A 25,519-nucleotide genomic window follows, 5' to 3' on the forward strand; every position below is an offset into this window, starting at 1 on the left:
TTTTTATAAACATTTGTTTATTAATTGGTATTTAATTTAAATTTAATGTGAATCATAAAATAAAAAAAGGCATTTAATTTTTAATTAAATGCCTTTTTAGTCAAAATGTATTAAAAACTATGTAAACGTAGTCCAAGCGACGCTAGACCATAACGGCGCTCTAAACGTGAGGCAGTGGTGCCATTATATAAAAAGGGGATATGACCAACAAAGTTGTGCTGATACAGTTCACCTTGCACAAAAGCGCTCATTTTTGGAGTGAAATCATAACTTAATTTTAGTCCAAGCACATGATTGTCTTTAATCGCACTGTGACCAAACTGGGCAACACGATCATCAATATCTTTGCGCCATAAACGTTGATATTGGTAAGCGACTTGACTCTCAAATTGTTGATAACGCCAATTCCATGAGCCGCCTAGGCTGGCAAAATAGCTATCGTAATTGAGATCTTTATCTACCTCTAAACCGTAGTCTTGGGCATCGCCGGTAATCTCAAGTTGATGTACGGTTGAACCGCCAATTTTACAGGGTTCTGCCAATTGACCGCTATATTGGTTATTGGAATCTACGCTGATATCAGCTAAACAACCTTGATAACGGGTACGTAATTTAAGCTGATCAACCTCGACTTTGCTGTAACCTAAACTAGCAAAGGCATTGATCTGATTCATATGGTCAATTTTACGCGAGAAGAGCGCATCAAATTGCAGTTGTAAATCTTGTGGTTGATCGACGCTGACCTTGTCAAAACTATGCCCATTCACTTGGGTGGAGGTTGATTTGCTTAGTTCATCGCTACGATTGCCCCAAACACTGGCACGTAAAGCCAACGCGTCATTTTTTGCTAAAAATGGTAGTTCAGGCTGATAACGTACGCCCAATAAACCGGTATGGATGGTATTGGTATCAGGTGCTAAGTCGATATCACGATAATAATAGCTGCCTTCAATACTCCAATGGGGATTGAGTTGGTATTCAGCTGCAATATGTCCGCCAATATAGTCGCCACGGTCACCGCGCACACCTTCACTTTGACGCATATCAAATATATCAATGCTGTCGTTGACGGCATCAATTGCAACAGTGACCTTAAGTGCTGAGTCTTGTGCTTTAAAGTCATCGGCTTGTAAAAATAGATCATTGGGTGCAGCCAAACTATAGCTACTTAGACCTGAAGCGAGCGCAATGATCAGATATTTTAATTTCATGTCGTTATACATATATTTGAGGGTCGTAAAAAAAGGTCAGCACATGTGCTGACCTTAGGTCTAAATTATTTCAGTTTAAAGTAAGCCGCTAGACTTGGTGCCGAAAAGCTATAGTTTTTAATCTTCATCGTTGAGACTTGTAAACCTAAAGCAGGATCAATCTTGTAGCTGCTTGGTTCCACAAAAATCTTAGCATTCATTGTGTTGCCAGAGACAAGATTACCTTTATAGGTATTATAAGCTGACTCTAAGCGCGGATCGCTTTTCAGGAGTTGGCTCAATGAGATGGTGCGGTCATTGCTCACAACAAAGGTACGTGGTGCTTCAGTTTGAATATAAGAGACGCTGCCATTTTGACCTGGCACAGGGAATTTCATGCTTGAATCAACAGTCAGTAAAGTACCTTCTGTAATCGTTGCTGTCGCAATACGACCCGTCTTATCAAAAGTAACTTTGACTTCATCTAAAATCACGTCAATGGTTTCGCGACGATCACCACCTTGTGCTTGAACGCTAAAGCCTAGACGGAATTTATCTTCTAGCGCTTTTTGAGTGTTTTGAATACCAAAATTAAACTCTAGCACGCGATCTATGTCTTGAGGATCAAGCAGAATAGGTTGTGCTTGGCTTGAATTTTTCAGATCTAAGACACTGTAGTCAGCTACAGTAAAATTGCCATAGATCGGTTGCGTGATGATCTCAGGTGCCGGCTCTTTTAAGGTCTCTTCAAGAACAGCCTGATTTTCTGGCTTTTTCAATTCTGCTAATAACTGGTTTGCATCACCGGCTTGTTCAATCAAGGTTGCTAAGAGCGTTGATAATTTCATTGCGTCAGCAGCAATACCATCGATTAAGCTTAACGGAATGGTTGCATCTGGATTTTTTGCTTGTAGTTGTTGTTCTGCAACGCTAAAAGCTTGATCAAGAACAGTATTTAAAATATTTTCATCAAAGCTAACGCTACCATCTTTAAATAATGGCTTGTCTTTAACAATGTCAATCACAGCTAAGAAAGCGATTTGTGCAGCTTGATTGCCATTAAATACTGAATCGCCATTTATGCTTAAGTTTTCTAAGTTGTCTTCAATTTTGTTGACCAATTGCTGTAGAGCAAATACTGCTGCTGCAGTTTGGGCACTACCGTCAGTCACAGGGTTAAAGCGACTTAAATTTTGAGCATCTACATCAGTAATGCCTAAGTTTTCTAAAATTTTAGCCAATTGATCTTGTTGACCTGCATCAACCAAATGTTTTTCTAAGGTTGTTAATGGGGTCACTGCAAGTTGAGTAGCTTGGTTGAAATCTGTGCTCTTTAATTGTAAGCGACCGGTAAATGGTAAGCCTGTCCCCGTATCTGTACCGCCTGTGATCAGCATTTCTGAGTTTTGGCAGGCTTGTGTGGTTTTAAAGCTAAATTGACCTTGAGCGTTGGTTTTAATCGAAGCACAGTTTGGGTTACTAAACGCAACCGTTGCATCTTTTAAGTAAAAGTCTACCGCTACACCATTAACTGTGGTGCTGGTATAGGTTGGAGCAGAGCTGCCACCGCCGCCGCCACATGCGGCTAAAGACGCCATTGCAGCACAAAGTAGAGAGATTTTTAAATTTTTGCTAAACATACGTAGACCAGCCCCAGATAAAAATAATGATTTTTTTGATAGCTTTAATTGCAACAAAGTAGCATTAAACTAATACGTAAAATTACATTGAGTTTGAATTATAGGCAGAATTTTTAGAAATACGAGTCTTTATGTACTGATTTTGTAGTTTTTTTAAAATATTGAACTCGGTCACAAAAAAAGACCGTTGCTTGAACGGTCTTTATGTAGTTTTATTTAGCAACTCGCCATAGCGCGAGTAAGCTACTCACAGCAATGAGTACCCAAGAAACGTACCAAGGAGCAATCACAGCAATCGCCAATAAAATGGCCATGATACTGCCAAATAACCATGAGCGCTTTTGTTGATGTTCCATTTGCAAGCGTAAATGTTGTAATTCACGCAATTGTTTTTCTTGCCAAGCAGACTGATTCTTTAAACCATTGAGGCTATCAATCATTAAGGTTGGGAGATCTTGGGCACCTAATAATAAATCTGGAATTTTTTCACCCAACTCTTTTAAGTTTTTCTGTGGGTTCATTTGCGCTTTTACCCAATCAGTCAAGATGGGTTTGGCCAATTTCCAAATATCAAGCTGCGGATAAAGATCTGTGCCTAAGCCTTCGACATGCACCAAAGTTTTAAGTAGCAGCATCAATTGTGGCGGAATTTCTAAATGGAAACGACGCGCAATATCCATTACTTGTAGCAAGATACCAGCAAAATCTAATTGGTCCATGGGTTTAGAGACCATAGGACCCACGGTACGGCGCATTTCACGCGCTAATTCATCTTGATTAGTCCCAGGTGGAATCCAACCCGCTTGATGCACAATTTGAATGAGCTGTAAGAAATTACTGTTCATCACGGCAAGTAACATGCGCGCTACCGTCATCTGGTCGCTTTTTGACAGTTCTCCCATAATGGCACAGTCGAGCGCGATATAACGTGGATTACTTGGATTAATGGTTTCGACAAACACATTTCCCGGATGCATATCGGCATGGAAAAAGTTATCACGGAAGACTTGGGTAAAGAAAATCGTCAGACCTTTTTCGGCTAAATCGGCGCGATCCATGCCCATTTCATCAAAGACATGAGTTTCAGAAATCGGCACACCTGTAATCCGTTCAGCCACCATCACATCGACGCTATCCATATACACTTCAGGCACATACATCATGCTTGAGCCTGTAAAATAATGGCGCATACGACGGGTATTGTCCGCTTCTAAGGTTAAATCCAACTCATTTAAGATGGTTTGACGATAGTTTTGGATGATTTCGGATAAATGTAGGGCACGCGCAGCTTCAAGGCGTTTTTCTAAAGTGATACCTAACCATTGCAGGATTTCAAAGTCTTGTAATAGTTGACGTTTGATGTCGGGACGGGTGACTTTAACCACCACTTCGCGACCATCATGCAGCGCTGCGGTATGCACTTGCGCAATTGAAGCTGCGGCCAATGGTTGTTCGTCAAAACGCGCAAACAGGGTGGCAATATCGGCTTTTAAGGCGTTTTGAATACGCATTTTAGCCACATCAGAACCAAAAGGTTTGACCCGATCTTGTAATAACACCAACTGCTGTAAGACTTCAGGTGGAATTAAATCACGACGCGTAGAAAGCAGTTGACCTAACTTAATCGCTAAAGGCCCCATATCTTCTAAAGCTTGTTTAAGCTTTAAAGGATTGTCTTTTTCTTTGCTTGACCACGCAGCAGGGTGCAGGCGAATTAAATTTAAAATGGGGCGGGCTTTGGCAGGTAATTCTTCGGCAGGAAACAACGTGTCGAGTCTATAGTGCGCGGCGATGCGCCAAAGTTCGAGTAAACGTGAAACATGCGGAATCATAAATGCCATTACCTAAGTTAAGAAATTTTTTGTTGCAGCGCTAAAATTTTCGCTTCAGCACGATCAAGATTTTGTTGTAAGCGACGCGTCGCTTGTTGTAAGTCATCCATTTGCCAACGTGGGGCAAATAGACCGGAATCTTCTTTTAAATAATCTTCGGCAATAAACGCTTGGCTTTGCAGTTGATCTTTGAGGACTTTGGGTAAGTGCTGTAGCTTGCCAATTTCATGCGCAATATTTGCACCTATCCACGGGCTTAAATGTGCTGCTAAATCCAGCTCACTGCTTTGCATAATGCGTTGCACATCTTGCAATAAACGGTAATCACCTTGCAGAGGGATTGTACCCACATCTTCACTCACGAGAAGTTTTAGCAGTTCAACTACGCTGCCTACATGCAAAGTTGCAGTGGCGCTTATGGGTACATTGACTGGATCAAAAGGGCGCTGTTCAAAGATTGATGGTGCTTGACTTTGACCTGTGGCAGTAGGTTCTAAACGTACCTTGCCATGGTCAAAAAATACATCCACCGACAGTTGTGGTGAGTCAATCACCACACGCAGCATTTTGCCTTGCAAGCTGTTGAGCTGAATGCGCGTAATCGCATCCAGATCAATCAAATGATGCATAAAGCGCTCGATTGCCCCTAAGGCAAGAATCGACCACATAATCAAGCCTTAGAGTTTAAAGCCACGGTGCACTGCGACAATACCACCTGTTAAGTTGTGGTAGTCACAGTTGCTAAAGCCAGCATTTTCCATCATACCTTTTAAAGTACGTTGGTCTGGATGCATACGAATCGATTCAGCTAAGTATTTATAGCTTTCTGCGTCATTGGCAATGATTTTGCCCATCACAGGCAATGCAGTGAATGAGTATAAATCGTAAAGTTTTGAGAAAGGTTCAAACACAGGTTTAGAGAATTCTAACACCAGTAAACGACCACCTGGTTTAAGTACGCGGTACATCGCTTCTAATGCTGCATCTTTATCGGTGACATTACGTAGACCAAATGAAATAGTTACTAAATCAAAGCTGTTGTCTGCAAATGGCTCTAAAGTTTCAGCATTGGCTAGAACAAAATCTACGTTGGCACAGCCGGCATCTAATAAACGATCACGACCGACATTCAGCATCGATTCGTTAATGTCAGATAACACTACGTGACCCGTAGGGCCAACTTCACGGCTAAAGACTTTGGCTAAATCGCCTGTACCGCCTGCAATATCCAGCACGTGTTGACCACGGCGTACACCTGACATGTTAATCGCAAAGCGTTTCCATAAACGGTGAATACCAAATGACATGAGGTCATTCATAATGTCGTATTTAGCGGCCACTGAATGGAACACTTCAGCGACTTTTTGCGCTTTTTCTTCGCTATTCACAGTTTGATAGCCAAAGTGGGTTTTTTCACCCACGTTACCGGTATTGGCACCGCGCGGTAAGTTGTATTTGGGAATAGCACGTGGCGCATCTTGCTGTACGCTTTGTTGCTGACCCTGAGGCGCACCTTGTGGTAGTGGCTCAGTTAAGAATGGGCTCACTTTGTCTGTGTTCTGTGCGTTAGTCGGCGTTTGATTTTCGTTAGACATGAGTCTCACTCCTAACCGGGAAATAGAGTTAAAAACAGTGCTGCATCATGACAGATTATAAAGCGTTGTACAGTCATGCAGCCTTGAATGTGTTCCATAATATACAGAAAAAAAGCACACTTGTTGTATTTATAGCGCAACTAAACATGCTTCAATCTGCTTAAGTTAAGCAAAAGGTGTTGGGTGACCAGCATGCACTTTAGCGACAATTTCGCGTTCTTGCTCGGTAAAATCACGAACAAATTTTTCGGCTGATTTTAACGGCTTCATGGCAGCAAAACCATCTTGCATAAACTCATACATCACATCAAATCGATGTTTATAAGCGGTGCTTTTACACATTTTAAATGCGGTATGAACCACAAAAGAACGTAAGTACTTGTCTAAGCTTACACCCAATTGATCCAGTTGACGCAGTTGTTCCAAACGCTGCGCACCTTGATCAAGCTTAAGGTAAGTAATACGCATAATTTCATCGGTCAGCGGGGTGTTTTCTGGATAATCTTCTAATAACTGTACGGCCACTTGTTCATCAAGCTGTACCGCCAAAATGGCCAATTGAATCCCAGCTGTACCGGTTTTAATGGCATTTTCTGGAATGAGTTTTTCAGCTTTATGAATTTTGGGAATTAAACGCTCAATTTGTGCTGCTAAAGCATCAAAATCAGGGCCGCCATAGAGGCGATTCATAAAATACTCTGCCATTAACACATTAGACTTTTGCTTAAATTCTTGTGCATGAGTACGAATAATACGTTGCTTTTGCCAATTTTGTACGTCGCGTAAACGTTGCAATAACTGCGGATTTTGGTGATAGTTTAAGTGTTGATAGTTAACTAAAAGTTCATTTAAAACCGCAAGTTTTGACATACGTACTCCAAGCTGATCATTGAGTCTTAAGCTTAATGACTTCGGCTGTGCTCGGCTATGACCAAAACCGATTTAAATATAAAAAAATGTATATCTCGATTGCAGAATGGACAAAATCTTTGTACACATAGCCATAAGCACAACAAAAAACAAATCTAAGGCGGTGGTCAATGAGTGAAAAATTCAAAGTCATGGATGAGGATCAGCTGTCTTTTGATCTCATCGAAGCGCAGTTTGCTTTACGTGAAAGCCGTGACCAGAAAAATGCCAAAAGCTTACTCATTTTGGTCAATGGGATTGATTTAGCAGGCAAGGGGGAGGCAGTTAAACAATTACGCGAATGGGTTGATCCACGTTATTTAAAAGTCAAAGCCGATCAACCCTTGGTGCTTGATCAAACCCAACCGTATTGGTTGCCTTATATGGGTTCTATTCCCAAAGAAGGGCAAATCACCATTTTATTTGGCAATTGGTATAGCGACTTAATCAATACTGCTATGCATGTATCTCATCCGATAGATGATAGTTTGTATGATGAATACATTAAAAAGATGGCAATTTATGAGCAAGATTTAAAAAATAATCACGTTGATGTGATTAAGGTCTGGTTTGATCTGTCATGGGAAACCTTGCAACAGCGCATTGAAGACATGCCACCGAGTGAAGCACGCTGGCATAAGTTGCATGGTATTGATTGGCGCAATCAACACAAATACGACACTTTACAACGCCTACGCAAACGCTTTAGCGATGATTGGTTTATCATTGATGGTGAGGATAAAAATCGCGATCAAATTTTTGCCCAGTATATTTTAAAGGCGCTCAAAGACTGCCCCGAACACCATCAAGGCAGTCAAACCAAATGGAAAGCCAAGCCTATTCCACAAGCATTGCTCCAACCTGAGCAGAGTGTTTTAGCAAAGGCTGAATATAAAGATAAACTGAAAAAGCTCACTGCAGAAGTGGCAGATGCCTTACGTTTTGATCCACGCCATGTGATTATTTGTTTTGAAGGTATGGATGCTGCAGGCAAGGGTGGTGCGATTAAACGCATTGTACAAAAGCTGGATCCGCGCGAATATGAAATTCATAGTATTGCTGCGCCTGAGCCTTATGAATTACGTCGCCCGTATTTATGGCGTTTTTGGCGACGTTTACAAACCGATGGTGATATTAATATTTTTGACCGCACTTGGTATGGGCGAGTTCTGGTCGAGCGAATTGAAGGCTTTGCCCATCCTGTCCAGTGGCAACGCGCCTATGCTGAAATTAATCGTTTTGAACAAGATTTAATTGATCATCATCACGTCATTATTAAATTTTGGCTGGCGATTTCTAAAGATGAACAAGAAGCACGGTTTAAAGCGCGTGAAGACACCCCACATAAACGCTTTAAAATTACCCAAGAAGATTGGCGTAATCGCGAGCGTTGGGATGATTATTTACAAGCCGCTGCGGATATGTTTGCCTATACCAGTAGCCATGACGCACCGTGGCATATCATTGCCACCGATGATAAAAATACAGCGCGAATTCAAGTGTTAGAAGCCATTTTAAAACAGCTCAAAGCCACATAAAAAAACGCTCAGATGAGCGTTTTTTTATAAAAAAGCTGCTTAGTTTTTAGCGGCATCATCTTGTTGCTTTTCAAGGCTTGGTACATTGGTTACAGGTGGGGCAACCGACTCACCACGTTCAACGCCTTGTTTGAGTTGAATGCCTTTGGCCAGTTTATAGCTTTCTTCAACATGTGCTTCGGCTACTTTTTTCATCACCATATAGCCGAGGCCGGCGGCAATCATTTGTCCGCCTAAAGGAATAAATTTAGTCACTTGTTTGGTGACATATTTGGCTGCAATATTATTAAACGATTTTTTCATGGCGGTCCGTGCTACCACCAAACCTGAAAACTCAATGCCACGTTTTTTGAGTTCATTCCAATGAATTTGTTTGGTTTTAGGATCAAAGACAGTAACTTGCTCAGGTGCTAAACCAAAGCGTGCGTTAATCTGTGGAATGAGTTGTGACAAAATTCCCACATCAATAAAAACATCTAAAAATGGAATAGGAATAATCGCAGCACCTGCAGAAACATAGGCACGTTTTTTGACCAATTCCAAGCACTCAGCACGGACTTGTTCTAAATTTAATTTGGGATCAATTGTTTGTGGAATATTATCAATTTTCATCGTGAAATACCTTAAACTAGTGTTGGATTTTTCTTGGTCTATAAAGTGGTGCATGACATCAACTTGGCTTTAATCTGACATAGCACAGGTCATGGGTCTAGTACTGAATCTTTATGATTTTGTAGACAAATTAATACTTTGATTGGGTTTTTGAGGACATTATGGCAATTCATGTGATGCAAAGTCAGCGGATTGAAGTGTTGTTTGAAGCAATGCTACGTGCCGTGCAACAAGCACATAGTAATCCAGTGATGGTATTAAAAGCCCAGCATTTTATTGTCCCTTCAGTTGCCTTAGAAACGTGGCTGACCCAGCGTTTGGCGGAAAAGCACGGCATTAGTGCCAATAACCAATTTCATAGCCGGATTCGTGGTTTTCAATGGTGGGCTTATCAGGAAGTTTTGCATGATCAACGGGATGAAGTGCGTAAAGCCAACTTACCGCGATTAATGATCAAATGGCGGATCTATCAAAGCCTTAAAAATTTTGTGCAAAGCCCGCTTAATCCTTTAACTCAGCAACACCCGTTATATCCCATTATTCAACGGATTTATGCCAGCGCCGACCGTTTAGAAGGCTTTGAACAACTCAATAAAAAACAAAGTATGTTGTATTGGGTGGCTGAGCAAGTATCACGTTTATTTTCCAACTATATGGAATATCGGAGTGATTGCAGCACATGTCATGGCATATGCCGCTGTGGCAGTAATTGGCTGCAAACATGGGGCGCCAACCAAGCCTTAAATGTCGAGCAGATGTTCTTTAATGTGGGTACAGAAATTGAACAATTTCAGTTACAGCAGGCTGTAGAGCTTGAAGCATGGCAACGTTGGCTGTGGCATGTCGTCTTTGCTGAAGATTTTAAGCAAGTGGCGCATATTGATCAGTTATTTTGGCAACGTCTAGAGGATGAAAGTACGCGGCAAGAGGCGCTCAAGCGTTTACCTAAACAGTTGGTGTTGTTTACCTTATTGGATTTACCACCAGTACAACTGCAGTTTTTACGCCGTTTAGGCCAATACCTTGATATTTTTGTACTGCATTACAACCCCTCACAAGAATATTGGGCCGATATGGTCGACCCGCATTGGAAAGCGCGTTATGACGCCCAATTAAGGCAGCGTTTTATTGAACGTGAACAAGCCCAAGGGCGCACGGTCGATGATGCAGCTATTCAAGCTTATGTACAAAAATTTAGCTTAGAATTTCATGCTGAAAAGCGTGATTCACATCATCCGTTACTTACTCGTTTTGGTAAGCAAGCCCGTGACCATTTCTCGTTACTTTCGAGTTTGTCATCCAATGAAGAAGGGCAGTGGTTTGATTTGTTTCCTGAGGATTATCCCAAGACTTTGTTGGGTAAAATCCAAAGCGATATTTTAAATTTAGTCCAACCTGAAGCCAACAGCTATGCTTTAGCAGCCGATGATCGCTCTATTCAAATTCATGTCTGCCATTCGAGTTTGCGCCAACTTGAAGTTTTAAAAGAACAAATTACCCATTGGCTGAGTCAAACTACACCCGATGCGCCGCGCCGTGCCAGTGATATTTTGGTGCTGTGTCCCAATTTAAAAGACATAGAACCGCAAATTCGCAGCACCTTTGCCGCGCCTGTCTCTGAGCGGGAAAGGAGCGAACAAGACAGCGTATATTTACCTATACAAATTGCCGGCGTGACGCAACTTGATGCACAAAATGCATGGCGTGCGGTGCTCGGTCGTATGCAACTGTTACAAGGGCGTTTTACTTTAGAGGAATTTGCAGATTGGCTCAGTTTATTGGCCACCCAGCAGCGTTATAACTTAGATGTCAATGGCTTAGAACGCATTTATGAGTTGCTACAAGCGGCTGGTTTTAAACGTGGTTTTGATGCGCTACATTTACAAGACAGCCTAACCGAAGGCGACGAAGATTATCGCTTTAGCTTTAAATTTGCCTTAGATCGTTTGGCGCTTGGCATTGCGATTCCTGAGCATACGCTGTTTGCACAGACCTTAAGCTATGCGCATGTTCGCCCCAGTGATTTCGCTTTAATTGGTACCTTAATTGAAATTTACCAAGATATTGCGGCACGGCGTACATGGCTCAATCAGCATGAAACCGAAGCCGAGCAAAGTGCAGAACATTGGCTCAATTGTCTCATGCAAGAGATTAACGAGTTTAAAGATGCAGGAGTTACGGTTTTAGATCAGGTTTACTTGTTGGTGAAAAAGCAAGAACGAATGCTGACTTTAACCAGTTTCTATGATGATGCTGAACAAGATGCGCTGCGTAGTTTAACCTTACCATTACCTTATATTTTAGCTGAAGTCGAAAAAAGCTTAACCACGCAATTAGAACACGCAGAACCGACAGGGCATATTACCTTTAGCCAAATGGGACAAATCCGTCCAGTGCCGTATAAATTGGTGGTAATGCTGAATTTAGATAGCGGTAAATTCCCAAATCGTGATCAGCATATTCCCTTTGATTTAATGCAAATTCTGCGGCCAAAATTGGGCGATCGTTCACGTTTAGAAGATGATCAAGGCGCATTTTTAGATGCCATATTGTTGGCCAAAGATAATGTTTGGTTGTTTTATAACGCTTTTGATTTAAATGACAGCGAAGTGCGTGATCCATCTAGCGTAGTACAAGAGTTTGTCCAGCACTTAAATTTCATTACGCAAAAGCATCCTAATCTTGCAGCCAATACTGATGTGCATGGCGTTGAAATTCCAAGTCAATTGCTAAGTGTCTATCAGATTCATCCTCTACAACCCTTTGATCCTGTAGGTTTTCAGCAAAACAACTTAATTCGTTATAAAAACCAATGGTTTAAGGTGGCTCAACAGCTCACTAGTGCCCAGCAGCCACGTCAAGCATGGAGCCGAGGTAACTATCAGTTACAGCAGCTCGATGCGCAGCTAGAAGTGTTGGACAGCGAGCAATGGATAGCAGATATTTTGTTTCCCGCGCGCAGTTATTTAAAAAACTTAGGTGTTAAAAACTTAAGCCCAGCTGATTTGGTTGAAACACAAGAGCCTTTACTCCTCAATGGTTTAAAAAAATATCAGTTACGCGAGTTTATGTTGCAGCAAGGCCAAGCGGAACCTGACCTGGTAAAAGATATTTTACCAGTTGGCAAAACCCAGCATGCGACTTGGCAGCAAAGCCTGTTAGAGCAGGAAAGTTTACTCGAGCGTTTATATGAGTTTGCGCCGCAGCCCAGCACGACCACACGCCAAGTACTAAAAATTCAGCCGCATTTGCAGATCAGTATTCAAGTGCCCAAACACGATACTGATATTTGGGTCAATGTGATGGCAGCAAGTGCTCAGCCTAAACGCCGTGGTCGGGTATGGTTAGAATATTTGTTATGGCTCGCTTATCTTGATTTAGGCCAAGGCGGCACACATTTAAAACGTGTTGCAGTCTGTAGCAATAAAACGCTGGTTTGCCAAGGGGTAAGCTCTGAGCAAGCAAGAGTGTGGCTGAATGATTGGCTTGAGGCGTGGCATTATGCCAAGCAGCAACCACTCTTGTTGCCGGCAGAATTAATTTTAAAAGATGAAGTCAAAGTCGAATGGACGGATGTGTCCAATGGTTTTATGCAAGTCAAAGATTTAGACAAATTATTTAAAGAATGGCGCAAGTCAGATCACTTCGCTGGCTATCGCTATGACCATCAAGAATGGAATATTAAACACCGCGATTGGCAGTTTATTTTACGTGATTGTGATAGTAATCAATTATTAGAAGAAGCCTGTTTAAACTTCTCTTATCGGCTTTATCAACCCATCTTTTGGCATCAAGAGGTACAGGACTAAATATGAATAGTTTTTATCAGCCTGAAGCTTCTTTTGCCCCGATTGTCGATATGCAATTTAAAGGCCTACACTGGATTGAAGCCTCAGCAGGTACCGGCAAAACCTATACGCTGTCGAGTTTAATGGTACGGGTATTGTTACATGATTATCTTCCACATCAAGTGATTGCCACCACCTTTACCCGCGCTGCTGCTGCAGAACTTAAAACCCGTATTCGTAAACGCTTACAAGAGACTTTACATTTCTTACACGGTTATCAAGTGTTTAGCCCAAGTGAAGTGTTGGCGAAAGCGAGCCTTGAACAAGACGTGCTCTTTCAGAAAATCTTACAGGATTATTTTGATAAAATTGGCTATGCCTGTGAGCGTTTAAAGTTAGTGCTTGATCAACTCGATGAGCTGTTTATTGGTACGTTAGATAGTTTTAGTCAAAAGCTGCTGACAGAGTTTTCTTTTGAAAGTGGCAAGATTGAGCATGTCGCAATTAGTGATAACGCGAAGCTGTATACTCAGCAAATTATTCACGATGTATTACGTGAATGGATTCAGTTGCAACCCCAAGTCGTGATTGATTATCTCCTGTTAAATCAAAAGCTAAAATCGGTAGAAAGCTACGCTGCTGTCGTAGAAAGTAGTTTGAATTTTGCATCAGCCAAACTCCAAAACATTCAAGCGCCTCGCCTTGATGTAAAGCAATTTGAACATGCCATTGATGCGCTGCTTGAGCTTGATCTTGCTAGCATTGAGACCTTACGCGATTATTATGCACCCGATGGCAAGCAGCATAGTTTCATTGCTAAAAAATGGCGAGATAACTGTGCCATGCAAGTACTACTCACAGAAAAATTACCGCCATTTTTACAGGCTTTAAAGCTGCGCCGTGGTCAAGCACTCTTTGCACAATCCTTTGAAAGCACTTTAAAAGGCATGATTGATTTAGCCACTAAAAAGGTGATGAATAAATGTAGTGCGGAGGTCTTAGCAGGCTTTGAACAACATCCAACGATTATGGCTTTAGCGAAGTTCTGTGCACAGCTTAAAGATTTACACTTAAATTTAGATGCTTTAGATACTTATCTTAAATATCATTTAGCCAGTGAAGTGAAACGTCGCTTACCGCAGCTTTTACAACAAAAAGGCGAAACCACGTTTTCGCAGCAAATGCGTAGCTTAAGTGAGGCATTACAAGGTGAGCAGGGACAGCGCTTTGCTCAATATGTGCATAGTCGCTATCCGTTGATTTTGGTGGATGAATTTCAAGACACCAACCAAGATCAAGACAATATGCTCAAGCACATTTGGCGTAACCCCAAATGGTATAGCCAAGGCTGTATGATTATGGTGGGCGACCCTAAACAGGCGATTTACGGCTTTCGTGGCGGTGACATGCTTACCTATAGTAAGGCACGTCAAGATGTATTGGCGAAGCAAGGGCGTTTGTATAGTTTGAAATATAATCAGCGTTCGGTGCGCGAGTTGGTTGAAGTGGTCGATGCACTGTTTCAACAGCAAATGGATTTTGGTGAAGGGGTGATCTATAGCCCTGTAGAAGCTGGTGCACGTTCACATCCCATTTGCTATCAACATCAAATCGCCAATCCGAAACCACTACGTTTTATTACGTTGACTGATGCTGACCAAGAGTCAATCCAAGTGGCTTGGCAGATTCGTCAGCTACTGAATTTAAGCGCGCAACAGCAGCTACATTTTGGTGAGCTGGCCGAGCAAAAATTCTTACAACCTGATGATATTGCCGTCCTATCACGTAATCATGACGCTTTAGATAAAGTGCAATATGAATTAAATCGCTTAAATATTCGTGTCAATCGTGCTTCAAAACGCAGTGTCTTTGACAGCCTTATTGCGCAAGATGTAGGTGCGCTGTTAACTGCCATTTTACACCCCTTTGATGAAGCCAAAGTCAAACGTGCACTGCTCAGTCGTTTAATTGGCTTAACGTTGCAAGATTTAACCCAATTGCACAGCCAACCTGAAGGTTTGAGTCAATATATGAATGACTTTGAACATATTCGGGAGATGTGGCTCAATAAAGGGTTCTTAACCGCTTGGCAATACACCCTAAACGTATTTGGAGTGTGGCAAAACTTAGTCCGTTATCAGCATCGTGATAATGAGCGCAGTGTAGTCAACTTACGCCATTTAACCGAAAGCCTGACCCAATACAGTGAAAGCTATCAAGGCGCACAGACTTTATATGCGTGGTATTTAAAACAGATTCAAGCACCCGGGCAACGTGATTGGGAAATGGAGCGTAGTTTAAGCAATAGTGCTGGCGTACAGCTCATGACGATACATCAATCTAAAGGCTTGGAGTTTAAGATCGTATTTTTATTGGGTGCGAGTTCTGCAGGGCGTGAGATGAATAAAACCCTGAACTTCTCTACTCAAATGCTGCCCAATCCGGAGACAGGCCAAGCCGAGCCACAGCGGATCGTGGCGATTAATGATAAACATGGCTTAGATGATGAGGCTATTGCTCAGCACGACGCCCGCCTTGAAGCCGAGCAGCATCGTTTATGGTATGTCGCGCTCACCCGCGCCAGCCATCGTGTATATGCCATGCTCAGTGCTAAAGCCTTGGATAAACCTCATGGTTTACTGTTTTGGAAAAATGCTGCAAATGGCTTTAATCATCCCGGCTGTGTAGATGAGCCCTTGATTTTAGAATGTCCTGAGTTGATTGGTTCGCAGCAAAAGCTTGAGCAAGTGGCTTTAGATGCACTGCCATTGCCTATACAGCGTTTTTATCCGCGTAGTAAAACCAGTTTTAGTGCTTTATCGCAGCATTTAAGCCGTAAACAAGCCATGGATGCACTAGCAGCACAACGTGAACACAATGACAGTGCGGGTGATGATGTGCATGTTGAAGTTGCAAATCAAGTCATCCATCAACCCTTGTCTTGGATCAAACGCAATTTCCCTATGGGAACTTTGGCGGGTGATTTTCTACATGAAATTTTTGAGCATATTGATTTTCAAGACAATAGTGACTGGGGCTTAGAGCTACATCGTCGCTTTAAGAACACCTATCCTGTGCTATGGCAAGAATTACAGCAAAAATATGCCGCTGAATTTGGCGCGCCGCATGATGAGCAGTTATACGCCATGCTAGGTGAATGGTTAGCAGAAGTGTTAATCACACCGTTATTTGATGACTTTAGCTTAAGCCAACTTGAGCCTGAGCAGCATAGTGCTGAATTTCCGTTTTATCTGTCGCTAGCGGATCGCGTGTTTGGGGTACAGCGAATAAGTGAACTATTTCGTGAATACGGCATAGAGATGCTGGCCCTTAATCATGCCAATTCAGCGCGTTATTTAACAGGTTCAATTGACCTTGTATTTTATGATGGTCAGCGTTATCACATTGCTGATTATAAAAGTAACTTTTTAGGCCAAGATCAAGCAGATTATGCCAACGCTAAAATTCAAGCCAATATGTCACAAGCCAGTTATTGGTTGCAAGCGGGTTTGTATTTGGTGGCCTTACATCGGCATTTAAGTGTGCAACTGCAAGATTATGATATGGCAACCCATTTAGGCGGAGCCAGTTATTTATATTTACGTGGTATGAATGGGCACAGTCAGCAGGGCATCCATTATTTTAAACCTGAAGATGAGTTTATTTTACGTTTAGATGCCTTATTAGGGCGTATGCAGGATAAAGCCTAATGCAACAGCAACAACTTGAAACACCGTGGCTCGCGGCATGGAGTCAATATCTCGGAGGTGATTTATCGGCTCAAGCGCAGAATCTGATGCAAGAGGTGTTAATGGCGATGCAACATGGCCACAGCTGTGTTACAGCCTTACCCAAACAGGTACAGACACTGGGTAACTTGGTAGCACCACCTGATCAGGTCGCACCATTTATTTATGATCAAGAATTATTGTATTTGTATCGTTATTGGCAGCTTGAGCAGCATTTAGCTCAGCATGTGCGACGCTTACAACAAGCACAAGTCAGCTGCTTTGCTGTGGATGCCTATAAAAACCTGTTTACAGACCCCCATCAAAATGCTGCTTTAGAGGCTGTTGCGCAGCAAGCATTGACGATGATTACTGGCGGGCCTGGAACCGGTAAAACCTATACCTTGGCCCGTATTATTGCTGCCCTCAATCAAGCCTTGCCCAATTTACGGATTGCTATGGCGGCACCGACCGGTAAGGCTGCCCAGCGTATGAAAGAGGCGCTACAAAAATCCTTTAATGATGACAATATTCGTAACTTAGTCACAGAAGATTTAAAAAATTTAAATCCCATTACCTTGCACCGTTTATTGGGTTTAGGTACGCAGCACCAAGCGCGTTATTCAGCCCAACAGCCATTACCTTTTGATGTGGTGGTGGTAGATGAAGCTTCGATGCTGGATTTAAATCTGGCGAGCCTATTATTTGCTGCTATTGGTGCGGGAACACGTTTGATTTTATTGGGGGATGCCAATCAGTTGGCTTCTGTAGATGTCGGCGCAGTGTTAGCAGACTTACAGCAAGTCAATGCTTTAGCGCCACATCGGGTGCATTTACATACCAGTCGACGTTTTAAGCAAGGTGCCCGTATTGGTGAAGTGGCAGGCTTTATTCAAAAGCAGCATCAGGCAGATCGTGTATTAACTGAATTTGAACAGTTGGTACCCAATGCGATATGGCAAGCAGTTGAACTCAAGGATGAAATGAATGACATTGTACAATTGCAATATTTACCTGAAAGTCTAACAGCAGAGCTTTATAGTCAATACTATGATCAATTGATGTTGGGTTTTTCAGGCTATGTAACTGCATTAAAAGATTATTTAGAGAGCCAAGAACCAGAAACACATGTGGCAAACGTATTAGCACGTTTTGATGACTATCGTATTTTAACCGCCATTCGACAAGGTCAATTGGGACTTTATCAAATTAATCAACAGATTGAAAAACGCATTTTGCAGCAATTAGCCTTACATACGACGAAACAAGGCGATTGGTACGTTGGACGACCAGTCATGATGACCTATAACGATTATCAACTGGGCTTATCGAACGGTGATATTGGCATCTGTTTGCAGCGTTTTCGTGATGGTGAATGGCAGTTTGATGTGTATTTCCCAAGTTTAGAAAAGTGGCTGCCTGCAGCACGCTTACCCAAAAATATTGAAACTGCTTTTGCTCTCACCATTCATAAGTCACAAGGTTCAGAGTTTAAACATACGGCTTTGGTGCTAGATCGCTATGCAGCTAATTTGTTGAGTCGTGAGTTGATTTATACGGCAATTACGCGAGCCAAGTCAGTAGTGAGCATTTTGGCAGATAAACATAGCCTCCAACAGGCGCTGCTTGTCATGACAACCCGGCAAAGTGGTTTGCAAAAAAAACTAGCTTAAAAGTGATTTTTTTTGACTATTTGGTCTAAAACCTCACTTTGTAAGCAATGGCTTACAAGGATTCGAGAAATTGACGCATAGAGCTTAACTTGAGTTTCTGCGAATATAGCTTTAACAAAAGCTCAACACGGAATGTTGAGAATAATCGCATAACGATAATCATAAGTCGAAATGACAGCGAACTTACAGGAAGGTAAGTCACAGAGGAAACTTACAGCCGCTAAGCCTTGTAGTTTTGGGAGAGACTACAAGGCTTTTATTTATCTGCGCTGTTCACGTAAGCCAAAGCGCACAGCATAAGCAGCCAAATTCGACTTGGTTTAACCTCACTTTGCTTTACAATTGTTGATATAAGGAAAGCAAAACTCACAAGGAATAAGTGGGTATTACAACAAAAATATATAAAAGCAAAAATAAGTGAAGAAATTACAGCGCAAAAAGCCCAAGTTCTGCTTGGGCTTTTTTATTTTGTTTATTGAATAGTGACTAAGATTATTAAGTTTTCCCATCAACTTAGCCTGATAAATCACATTTAAGCGAAAGCAATTTTGCAATCGTATGCAATATGGCTTAAAATAGTTGCCTTGCTGTAGTGATGCACGGCAGTCAATTTGCAGAAATTGATTAATATCGAATTTTTTTACAAAAGCATCTCGGAGAAATCGAATGGCTTTAACAAACGCAGATCGCGCAGAGATCATCGCTAAATTTGCTCGTGCTGAAAACGACACTGGTTCTCCAGAAGTTCAAGTAGCGCTTTTAACTGCTCAAATCAATGACTTACAAGGTCACTTCAAAGAGCACAAACACGATCACCATAGCCGTCGCGGTCTTATCCGTATGGTTAACCAACGTCGTAAGCTTCTTGACTACCTTAAAGGTAAAGATGCTACTCGTTACAGCGATTTGATTGCTGCTTTAGGTTTACGTCGTTAATTCGATTTAAACTTTGTTTTTGGATTATTGCATGCTAAGTGCCGTAGGACTAAAAACAAAAGTATATCTAACTTCGGTTAGATAATGGGGAAGGGGCGAATGTTCGCTCCTTCTTTGTGTTTAAAATCTAGTGAGGTCGGCTTCTAAGCTTTGTCATTTATGCTTTGGCTTAAAAAAGTACCGATGAATGCCAAACCTTAGGGGTCTCCACTAGAATAAAATCAGGAAAGAATAGAACATGTCGATGTTTAATATTATTCGTAAAGAATTCCAATTTGGTCAGCACCAAGTTGTGTTAGAAACAGGTCGTGTTGCACGTCAAGCAAACACTGTTGTGATTACTATGGGCGGTGTAACTGTACTGGTTGCAGTTGTAGCACAGCCTACAGCAAAAGCGGGTCAAGATTTCTTCCCTTTAACTGTTAACTATCAAGAAAAACAATATGCTGCGGGTCGTATCCCTGGTGGCTATGGTAAGCGTGAAGGCCGTGCTTCTGAGTCTGAAACTTTAATTTCACGTTTAATCGACCGTCCAATTCGTCCATTGTTCCCAGAAGGTTACTACAACGAAATCCAAGTAACGGCAACGGTTGTATCTTCTGACAAAACGATGGAAGCTGACATTGCAGCCATGTTGGGTACCTCTGCAGCACTTGCGATTGCAGGCACACCATTCCGTGGTCCAATTGGTGCGGCGCGTGTGGGTTTAATCAACGGCGAATACGTTTTAAACCCAAGCCATGAGCAATTAAAAGAATCTGACCTTGACCTTGTGGTTGCAGGTACAGAATCTGCAGTACTGATGGTTGAATCTGAAGCGAAAGAACTTTCAGAAGACCAGATGCTAGGCGCAGTACTGTTCGGTCATGACGAAATGCAAATCGCGATTCAAGCGATTAAAGAGTTTGCTGCAGCAGCTGGCGCGAAAGAATCTGATTGGGTTGCACCAAGCAAAAATGAAGATCTTCGTGCAAAATTAAAAGAAGCTTTTGAAGCGAAAATCTCTGAAGCTTATACCATTGCAGTGAAACAAGACCGTTACGCGGCACTTGATGCATTACACGCTGAAGCGCTTGCTCAATTCGTTCCTGAAAATGATGAAACAGGCATTGCAGACGAATTAAACGAATTATTTGAAGATCTTAAATACCGCACAGTACGTGACAACATCTTGTCTGGTAAACCACGTATTGATGGTCGTGACACTAAAACTGTACGTGCCCTTGATGTACAAGTCGGTGTATTAGACCGTGCGCACGGTTCTGCATTATTCACACGCGGTGAAACTCAAGCGTTGGTAACAACGACTTTAGGTAACACGCGTGATGCATTAATGGTTGATACTCTTGCAGGTACCAAAACTGATAACTTCATGCTTCACTACAACTTCCCTGCATACTCTGTAGGTGAAACTGGTCGTGAATCTGGTCCTAAACGTCGTGAAATCGGTCACGGTCGTTTGGCACGTCGTGGTGTGCAAGCGGTTCTTCCACCAGCTGATCGCTTCCCGTATGTGATCCGTATTGTATCTGACATTACAGAATCAAACGGTTCATCTTCAATGGCTTCTGTATGTGGTGCTTCATTATCTCTTATGGATGCAGGTGTTCCACTTAAGGCGCCAGTTGCGGGTATCGCAATGGGCTTAGTAAAAGAAGGCGAGCGTTTTGCAGTCTTGTCTGACATCTTAGGTGATGAAGATCACTTAGGCGACATGGACTTTAAAGTGGCTGGTTCTGCTAACGGTATTACTGCGCTACAAATGGACATCAAGATCGAAGGGATTACCGAAGAGATCATGGAAGTTGCATTAAACCAAGCATACGCTGGTCGTATCCATATCTTAAATGCAATGAACCAAGTGATTTCACGTGCGCGTCCTGAAATCTCTATGCATGCGCCTACATTCCAAGTGATCAACATCAACCCTGACAAGATCCGTGATGTGATTGGTAAAGGTGGTGCAACTATTCGTGCTATTACTGAAGAAACTAAAGCGGCGATTGATATCGAAGACAACGGTACAGTTCGCGTATTTGGTGAAACGAAATCTGCTGCAATGGCTGCAATCGCTAAGATTCAAGCACTGACTGCTGAAATTGAACCAGGTACAATCTACACAGGTAAAGTGATTCGTATTGTTGAATTTGGTGCGTTTGTGAATATCCTTCCGGGTACTGATGGTTTACTTCACATCTCACAAATCTCAAATGAGCGTATTGCAAACGTTGCAGACGTACTGACTGAAGGTCAAGAGATTAAAGTACAAGTGGCTGATGTCGACAACCGTGGTCGTATTAAATTGACTATGAAAGACATCGAACAAGCATAATTGTTGATGACTTGAAAAAGCCCGCATTCGCGGGCTTTTTTTATTGGCTTTGCGCCTGTAATAACATCAAATACATTTGATCTTTAAGTTTTAATTTCTGCCGTTTGAGCAGTTCTATGTCGTCACGAATTTGCTTGACTGGATCTTGTTCCAATAAATTCACCTCACGATCGAGTTGTTCATGCTGTTCGAACATTTTGGCAAAATGGGGATTTTCTTCGCGTAATTTGGGAATTAAATCCTTAAATTCCGGAAACATGAACTTGGTCTTTTTATTACATTCTTTGGTCTTCATAGCGTGTTAATGATCTCAACAAAGCGTCTATAGACATACAGCAGCTTAAAAGCTGCTGTGCGAAGGGGATGGAGCAATTTAACTATGCATAAAGTTGCAATGTTTAACCTGCTTACGTAATTGTTGCACTTCATCAATTAAGTCAAGCATCATGGCAACTGCAGAAAAACTGGCGTTAAAATCGCGTTGCAAACGGTAGGCTTGTTGGGCACGCACAACATCGGCAGCAAAAAACTGATGAATGCGTTCTTCAGGTCGGCGTGGCAGAATGTCGTATTCTAAGAGCTGTAATACCCACTCTGGGCTTTGCTCACACGCCTCAGCAAAGCTTTGTAAGTCAAAACTTAATGGCTCATCAACATGGTCTAGGGTTTCACGATAATGGATTGTGGTCATGGCCATCTCCTTATAATCGGGTGTAGCAGTATTACTTTGCTACAAAAAAACTCTATTAAGCATAAAAGATTGCGGTTGTGATTACACAATGAGTTCAGTCTTGAAAATGTGTATTTATTGTTGGCCAAGACTAAGGTGGCAATATGCTTAATCTGTCTATTATTTAGTCATTATTCTATGTTTTGCTAAATACGCCTAGAGGGTATTTGTGAGGCTTTGTTGCAAAGTGATAAACGGTTAAATATAAAAAAGGCAGCTAAGCGCTGCCTTTTTTGATGATAGCTTAACTTAAGTGTTCGCCAAATAAGCCTAAAGCCTCTTCTGCGCTAAAGGTATACACTGTGTTACAGAATTGACAGTTCATATCAATTGGGTTTTGATGTTCTAAAGTTTCACGTACACCGCTGACGCCCAATTGTTCTAGTGCAATCGCACAGCGCTCTTTCGAGCAAGTACAGCCAAATTTGAGTTGTTCAGCTTCAGGTAAGCGCACTTCTTCTTCGTTATATAAACGATATAAGATATCGGTTGCAGTTAAATCAGTCAGCTCTTCAGCTTTTAACGTGCTGGTCAACATAGTTAAACGTGGCCATAAATCTTCATCCACGCGTTGCTGTTCTTCTTCACTGTTACGTGGTAACAGTTGGATGAGTAGGCCACCAGCACGTTGTTCATTGCTGGCAAGGACAATACGCGTTGCAATTTGCGCAGATAAATCATAGTACTGCATTAAGCAGCCGGCTAAAGTGTCATGCTCAAGCGGCACAATACCTTGATAACGTTGACCCACATCTGGCTCAATATTAATAAATAATACGGGTTTGACTAAAGTCTTTAATACTGTGCTTGAGTCAATCGCTTGGTTAAAATGCGGGTCAGCTTCGTATTCGGCTAAGGCACGGACTTCACCTAAATGGTTACATTCAGCCATGGCCCATTTTAAAGTGCCTGATGCTTGAATTTGTAAGCTAATACGACCTTGAATTTTTAAGGTGCTGGCTAATAATGCTGTGGCGCTCAGCATTTCACCCAATAAAATTTTAATGGCAGGGGCATAGTCGCGCTGCGCTAAAATGGTGGTTAAGGCATGCTCAAGATGCACCACTTCGCCACGAACAGGGCTATCTTCAATAAAAAAACGTTGACGTAAATCAGACATAAAATTCTCCAAACCCTGTCTTAATGGTGGCTATATTGTAAATCACAAGTCATTTGCCTTCATCTGTTGTAATGCGGAGGCTGGTGTTAAATCATCCACTGTCGCTGCACTTCGTTGACTTTTGAGTTGTAGATCTTGTTGCATTAAATAATGCAATTCATCTAAGGCCGCTTCTTGGGTTTGATATAGTTTAATATCATCGTATTCAATGTGCTGTTGCTGACGTTGTAGTTTTTGGTCGTGAATACGAAACTGAGTAATATGCTCTTGGGCACGATCTTGAGGTACGCCTAAATATTGCAAGCTGTGTTGAGCTAAATCTAAGGCCGATAAATAGGTTTCACGCCAAATATGCTCGATACCTAAATCACGCAGCAAATGGGCATGATGCCGATCTCGGGCACGGACTAAAAGCTGAAGATCAGGATAATTGAGCTGTAAATAACGCACGATATTGATATTGTCTTCTACATCATCTACAGCAATAACAACAAGTTTTACATCGGCTAAAGGAAGTTGTTGTAAAGCTTGCTCATCGCTAGCATCCATTTTAATCAAGCAGCCGCCATAAGCACTTAAATCTTGCTGAGGATGGATATGGTTATCAATGGCGCTAAAGCCAATATGGTTTGCATGCGCCACGCGCGCCACCAATTGTCCAACGCGGCCAAAACCAATAATTAGCAGGTCTGCCAGCTCGTGAGAATAAGCAGCATTCTCTTGATGATGGAGTCGTGGTAATACATAACGCTGAATGAATTGCATGATCAATGGTGCACTGATAAAGGACAGTAGCAACAGCAGTAAATAAGGCTCAAGGATGTGCGCAGGAGCAAGTTGGCTGGCAAAGGCACTGTATAACAGAATAAAACCAAACTCACCGCTACTGATGAAAGCTGTACTGATTAAGCAACTCTCTGAGCACGGCACTTTAAAATAACGTGCTAAAGCGAAGTAAATGCTGGTTTTTATAAAAATGAGCAGCAATAAGCCTAGTGCTAAAAACAGTGGCTGCTCGAGTATAAGATGCAGGGGCAGGCTCATGCCCAACACAATAAAAAATGCCGCAAACACCAAACCTTTAAACGGAGCACTATACTGCGCAATGCGATGATGAAAGCGCGAGTCAGAAATTAAAAATCCAGCCAATAACGCCGCTAAAGTATCATGAATACCTAAAGCATCTAAGGCAATAAAGCTTAAACTTGCAGTCAGTACAGCACTGGCCAAAACTAGTTCATGGGTATGTGTTTGGTCTAAATAGTCAAAAATAGGTTGTAGCACATAGCGCTGTAATAAAACTAAACCACTCAGCGCAGCAACAATGCTCATGACATAGGCCAAGCTATGTTGGGGAGAGGCGAAGCCGGCTAAAATGGGCAGACAAGCAATCAACACCACTGCCCAGATACTCTGTACGATCCCAAAGTTAAATAGTTGCTGACCCAGCGATTGATGAAATTGCTTGGGTAACTTAATTTGTTGTTGTAACAGGCTAAAACTGACCAAGATTAAAGCTGAGCTTATGATAAAACTGACCAACAGCGATAAGTCCAAACACCATATGCCAATACTGCTGAGCAGCAATATACTTAGTCCTAGGGCATAACTGGGCAGTTGAATGTCTAGTGCTTTAAGCTGCATCAAACGTGGTACTTGCAACTGCATACCGATTAAAAACAACAACAGCAATAAACCAAGATGTTGTAATTGTTTAAGCTCCACACTTAAAGGGATGACATCCAGTAAGTAAGGGCCAAGGGCAATACCTGTACCAACATAGCCGATAAGTGTGGGTAAGCCTAGCCGTTTGGTGAATGGCACCAAAACTAAGGCAAACGCCAAAATAATCGTCAATTGAATCAGTAAAGACATGCGCCTTCCTTTGCATTTTAA

General features: G+C 42.0%; 17 protein-coding genes. 6 read left to right on the plus strand and 11 right to left on the minus strand.

What is annotated here, in order from left to right; all coding sequences use genetic code 11:
- Nucleotides 1-110 precede the first annotated feature (110 nt).
- From AC5YCD_RS07330 to AC5YCD_RS07355, 6 genes are all read right to left on the minus strand, one after another.
- A complete protein-coding gene (locus AC5YCD_RS07330; protein ID WP_496129409.1) occupies nucleotides 111-1,211 on the minus strand; it encodes a hypothetical protein in 1,101 nt (366 codons plus the stop codon).
- Nucleotides 1,212-1,276: 65 nt separating this feature from the next.
- The gene (locus AC5YCD_RS07335; protein ID WP_496129410.1) at nucleotides 1,277-2,788 is read right to left on the minus strand and encodes a hypothetical protein; all 1,512 of its coding nucleotides are present in this window, start codon (nucleotides 2,786-2,788) and stop codon (nucleotides 1,277-1,279) included.
- A 254-nt stretch (nucleotides 2,789-3,042) separates the two neighbouring features.
- Nucleotides 3,043-4,662, minus strand: coding sequence for an ABC1 kinase family protein (locus AC5YCD_RS07340; protein WP_496129450.1), 1,620 nt, complete (start codon nucleotides 4,660-4,662; stop codon nucleotides 3,043-3,045).
- 17 nt (nucleotides 4,663-4,679) lie between these two features.
- Nucleotides 4,680-5,330 (minus strand): ubiquinone biosynthesis accessory factor UbiJ, encoded by a 651-nt coding sequence (locus AC5YCD_RS07345; RefSeq protein ID WP_496129411.1) that lies wholly within the window; start codon nucleotides 5,328-5,330, stop codon nucleotides 4,680-4,682.
- 9 nt (nucleotides 5,331-5,339) lie between these two features.
- Nucleotides 5,340-6,257 (minus strand): bifunctional demethylmenaquinone methyltransferase/2-methoxy-6-polyprenyl-1,4-benzoquinol methylase UbiE, encoded by a 918-nt coding sequence (ubiE, locus tag AC5YCD_RS07350; protein ID WP_496129412.1) that lies wholly within the window; start codon nucleotides 6,255-6,257, stop codon nucleotides 5,340-5,342.
- A 165-nt stretch (nucleotides 6,258-6,422) separates the two neighbouring features.
- Nucleotides 6,423-7,127 (minus strand): DUF8198 family protein, encoded by a 705-nt coding sequence (locus AC5YCD_RS07355; RefSeq protein ID WP_496129413.1) that lies wholly within the window; start codon nucleotides 7,125-7,127, stop codon nucleotides 6,423-6,425.
- Nucleotides 7,128-7,297: 170 nt separating this feature from the next.
- Between AC5YCD_RS07355 and pap the strand changes: the two genes are divergently transcribed.
- Nucleotides 7,298-8,704 carry a polyphosphate:AMP phosphotransferase gene (pap, locus tag AC5YCD_RS07360; protein ID WP_496129414.1) on the plus strand — a complete coding sequence of 469 codons (1,407 nt, stop codon included), beginning with the start codon at nucleotides 7,298-7,300 and terminating at the stop codon, nucleotides 8,702-8,704.
- 39 nt (nucleotides 8,705-8,743) lie between these two features.
- On the opposite strand, the gene AC5YCD_RS07365 is transcribed toward pap, so the two are convergent.
- Entirely contained in the window at nucleotides 8,744-9,316 is a 573-nt protein-coding gene (locus AC5YCD_RS07365) for a hypothetical protein (protein ID WP_496129415.1), read from the minus strand.
- 161 nt (nucleotides 9,317-9,477) lie between these two features.
- On the opposite strand from AC5YCD_RS07365, the gene AC5YCD_RS07370 reads away from it, so the two are divergent.
- The 5 genes from AC5YCD_RS07370 (at nucleotide 9,478) to pnp (ending at nucleotide 21,773) form a co-directional block, all read left to right on the plus strand.
- Complete coding sequence (locus tag AC5YCD_RS07370; RefSeq protein ID WP_496129417.1) at nucleotides 9,478-13,125, plus strand: exodeoxyribonuclease V subunit gamma; 3,648 nt, start codon at nucleotides 9,478-9,480, stop codon at nucleotides 13,123-13,125.
- Between the two features lie 2 nt (nucleotides 13,126-13,127).
- Nucleotides 13,128-16,814 carry a UvrD-helicase domain-containing protein gene (locus tag AC5YCD_RS07375; RefSeq protein WP_496129418.1) on the plus strand — a complete coding sequence of 1,229 codons (3,687 nt, stop codon included), beginning with the start codon at nucleotides 13,128-13,130 and terminating at the stop codon, nucleotides 16,812-16,814.
- Nucleotides 16,814-18,505, plus strand: a complete 1,692-nt coding sequence (recD, locus tag AC5YCD_RS07380) for an exodeoxyribonuclease V subunit alpha (protein WP_496129419.1) — start codon at nucleotides 16,814-16,816, stop codon at nucleotides 18,503-18,505. Before AC5YCD_RS07375 ends, recD begins: the two co-directional genes overlap by 1 nt.
- A gap of 666 nt (nucleotides 18,506-19,171) precedes the next feature.
- Nucleotides 19,172-19,441, plus strand: a complete 270-nt coding sequence (rpsO, locus tag AC5YCD_RS07385; RefSeq protein WP_004692669.1) for a 30S ribosomal protein S15 — start codon at nucleotides 19,172-19,174, stop codon at nucleotides 19,439-19,441.
- Nucleotides 19,442-19,685: 244 nt separating this feature from the next.
- Nucleotides 19,686-21,773, plus strand: coding sequence for a polyribonucleotide nucleotidyltransferase (gene pnp, locus AC5YCD_RS07390; protein WP_496129451.1), 2,088 nt, complete (start codon nucleotides 19,686-19,688; stop codon nucleotides 21,771-21,773).
- Nucleotides 21,774-21,813: 40 nt separating this feature from the next.
- Here pnp and AC5YCD_RS07395 read toward each other — a convergent pair whose 3' ends face one another.
- The 4 genes from AC5YCD_RS07395 to AC5YCD_RS07410 all read right to left on the minus strand — a co-directional run bounded on the left by AC5YCD_RS07395 (nucleotide 21,814) and on the right by AC5YCD_RS07410 (nucleotide 25,498).
- Nucleotides 21,814-22,068 (minus strand): HP1242/YdcH family protein, encoded by a 255-nt coding sequence (locus AC5YCD_RS07395; protein ID WP_496129420.1) that lies wholly within the window; start codon nucleotides 22,066-22,068, stop codon nucleotides 21,814-21,816.
- Between the two features lie 78 nt (nucleotides 22,069-22,146).
- Entirely contained in the window at nucleotides 22,147-22,464 is a 318-nt protein-coding gene (locus tag AC5YCD_RS07400) for a chaperone modulator CbpM (protein WP_496129421.1), read from the minus strand.
- Nucleotides 22,465-22,747: 283 nt separating this feature from the next.
- A complete protein-coding gene (gene hslO / locus AC5YCD_RS07405) occupies nucleotides 22,748-23,623 on the minus strand; it encodes an Hsp33 family molecular chaperone HslO (RefSeq protein ID WP_496129422.1) in 876 nt (291 codons plus the stop codon).
- A 42-nt stretch (nucleotides 23,624-23,665) separates the two neighbouring features.
- Nucleotides 23,666-25,498 carry a cation:proton antiporter domain-containing protein gene (locus AC5YCD_RS07410; protein ID WP_496129423.1) on the minus strand — a complete coding sequence of 611 codons (1,833 nt, stop codon included), beginning with the start codon at nucleotides 25,496-25,498 and terminating at the stop codon, nucleotides 23,666-23,668.
- Between the last annotated feature and the right edge of the window lie 21 nt (nucleotides 25,499-25,519).

The sequence above is a fragment of the Acinetobacter sp. CY05 genome, from assembly GCF_059515805.1.

What these genes read in the sequence shown, in the direction of transcription:
- hslO (WP_496129422.1), bottom strand. Translation starts at nt 23,623, where the DNA reads ATGTCTGATTTACGTCAACGTTTTTTTATTGAAGATAGCCCTGTTCGT.
- pnp (WP_496129451.1), top strand. Translation starts at nt 19,686, where the DNA reads ATGTTTAATATTATTCGTAAAGAATTCCAATTTGGTCAGCACCAAGTT.
- AC5YCD_RS07340 (WP_496129450.1), bottom strand. Translation starts at nt 4,662, where the DNA reads ATGATTCCGCATGTTTCACGTTTACTCGAACTTTGGCGCATCGCCGCG.
- ubiE (WP_496129412.1), bottom strand. Translation starts at nt 6,257, where the DNA reads ATGTCTAACGAAAATCAAACGCCGACTAACGCACAGAACACAGACAAA.
- AC5YCD_RS07365 (WP_496129415.1), bottom strand. Translation starts at nt 9,316, where the DNA reads ATGAAAATTGATAATATTCCACAAACAATTGATCCCAAATTAAATTTA.
- AC5YCD_RS07370 (WP_496129417.1), top strand. Translation starts at nt 9,478, where the DNA reads ATGGCAATTCATGTGATGCAAAGTCAGCGGATTGAAGTGTTGTTTGAA.
- AC5YCD_RS07335 (WP_496129410.1), bottom strand. Translation starts at nt 2,788, where the DNA reads ATGGCGTCTTTAGCCGCATGTGGCGGCGGCGGTGGCAGCTCTGCTCCA.
- recD (WP_496129419.1), top strand. Translation starts at nt 16,814, where the DNA reads ATGCAACAGCAACAACTTGAAACACCGTGGCTCGCGGCATGGAGTCAA.
- pap (WP_496129414.1), top strand. Translation starts at nt 7,298, where the DNA reads ATGAGTGAAAAATTCAAAGTCATGGATGAGGATCAGCTGTCTTTTGAT.
- AC5YCD_RS07355 (WP_496129413.1), bottom strand. Translation starts at nt 7,127, where the DNA reads ATGTCAAAACTTGCGGTTTTAAATGAACTTTTAGTTAACTATCAACAC.
- rpsO (WP_004692669.1), top strand. Translation starts at nt 19,172, where the DNA reads ATGGCTTTAACAAACGCAGATCGCGCAGAGATCATCGCTAAATTTGCT.
- AC5YCD_RS07400 (WP_496129421.1), bottom strand. Translation starts at nt 22,464, where the DNA reads ATGACCACAATCCATTATCGTGAAACCCTAGACCATGTTGATGAGCCA.
- AC5YCD_RS07410 (WP_496129423.1), bottom strand. Translation starts at nt 25,498, where the DNA reads ATGTCTTTACTGATTCAATTGACGATTATTTTGGCGTTTGCCTTAGTT.
- AC5YCD_RS07345 (WP_496129411.1), bottom strand. Translation starts at nt 5,330, where the DNA reads ATGTGGTCGATTCTTGCCTTAGGGGCAATCGAGCGCTTTATGCATCAT.
- AC5YCD_RS07395 (WP_496129420.1), bottom strand. Translation starts at nt 22,068, where the DNA reads ATGAAGACCAAAGAATGTAATAAAAAGACCAAGTTCATGTTTCCGGAA.
- AC5YCD_RS07375 (WP_496129418.1), top strand. Translation starts at nt 13,128, where the DNA reads ATGAATAGTTTTTATCAGCCTGAAGCTTCTTTTGCCCCGATTGTCGAT.
- AC5YCD_RS07330 (WP_496129409.1), bottom strand. Translation starts at nt 1,211, where the DNA reads ATGAAATTAAAATATCTGATCATTGCGCTCGCTTCAGGTCTAAGTAGC.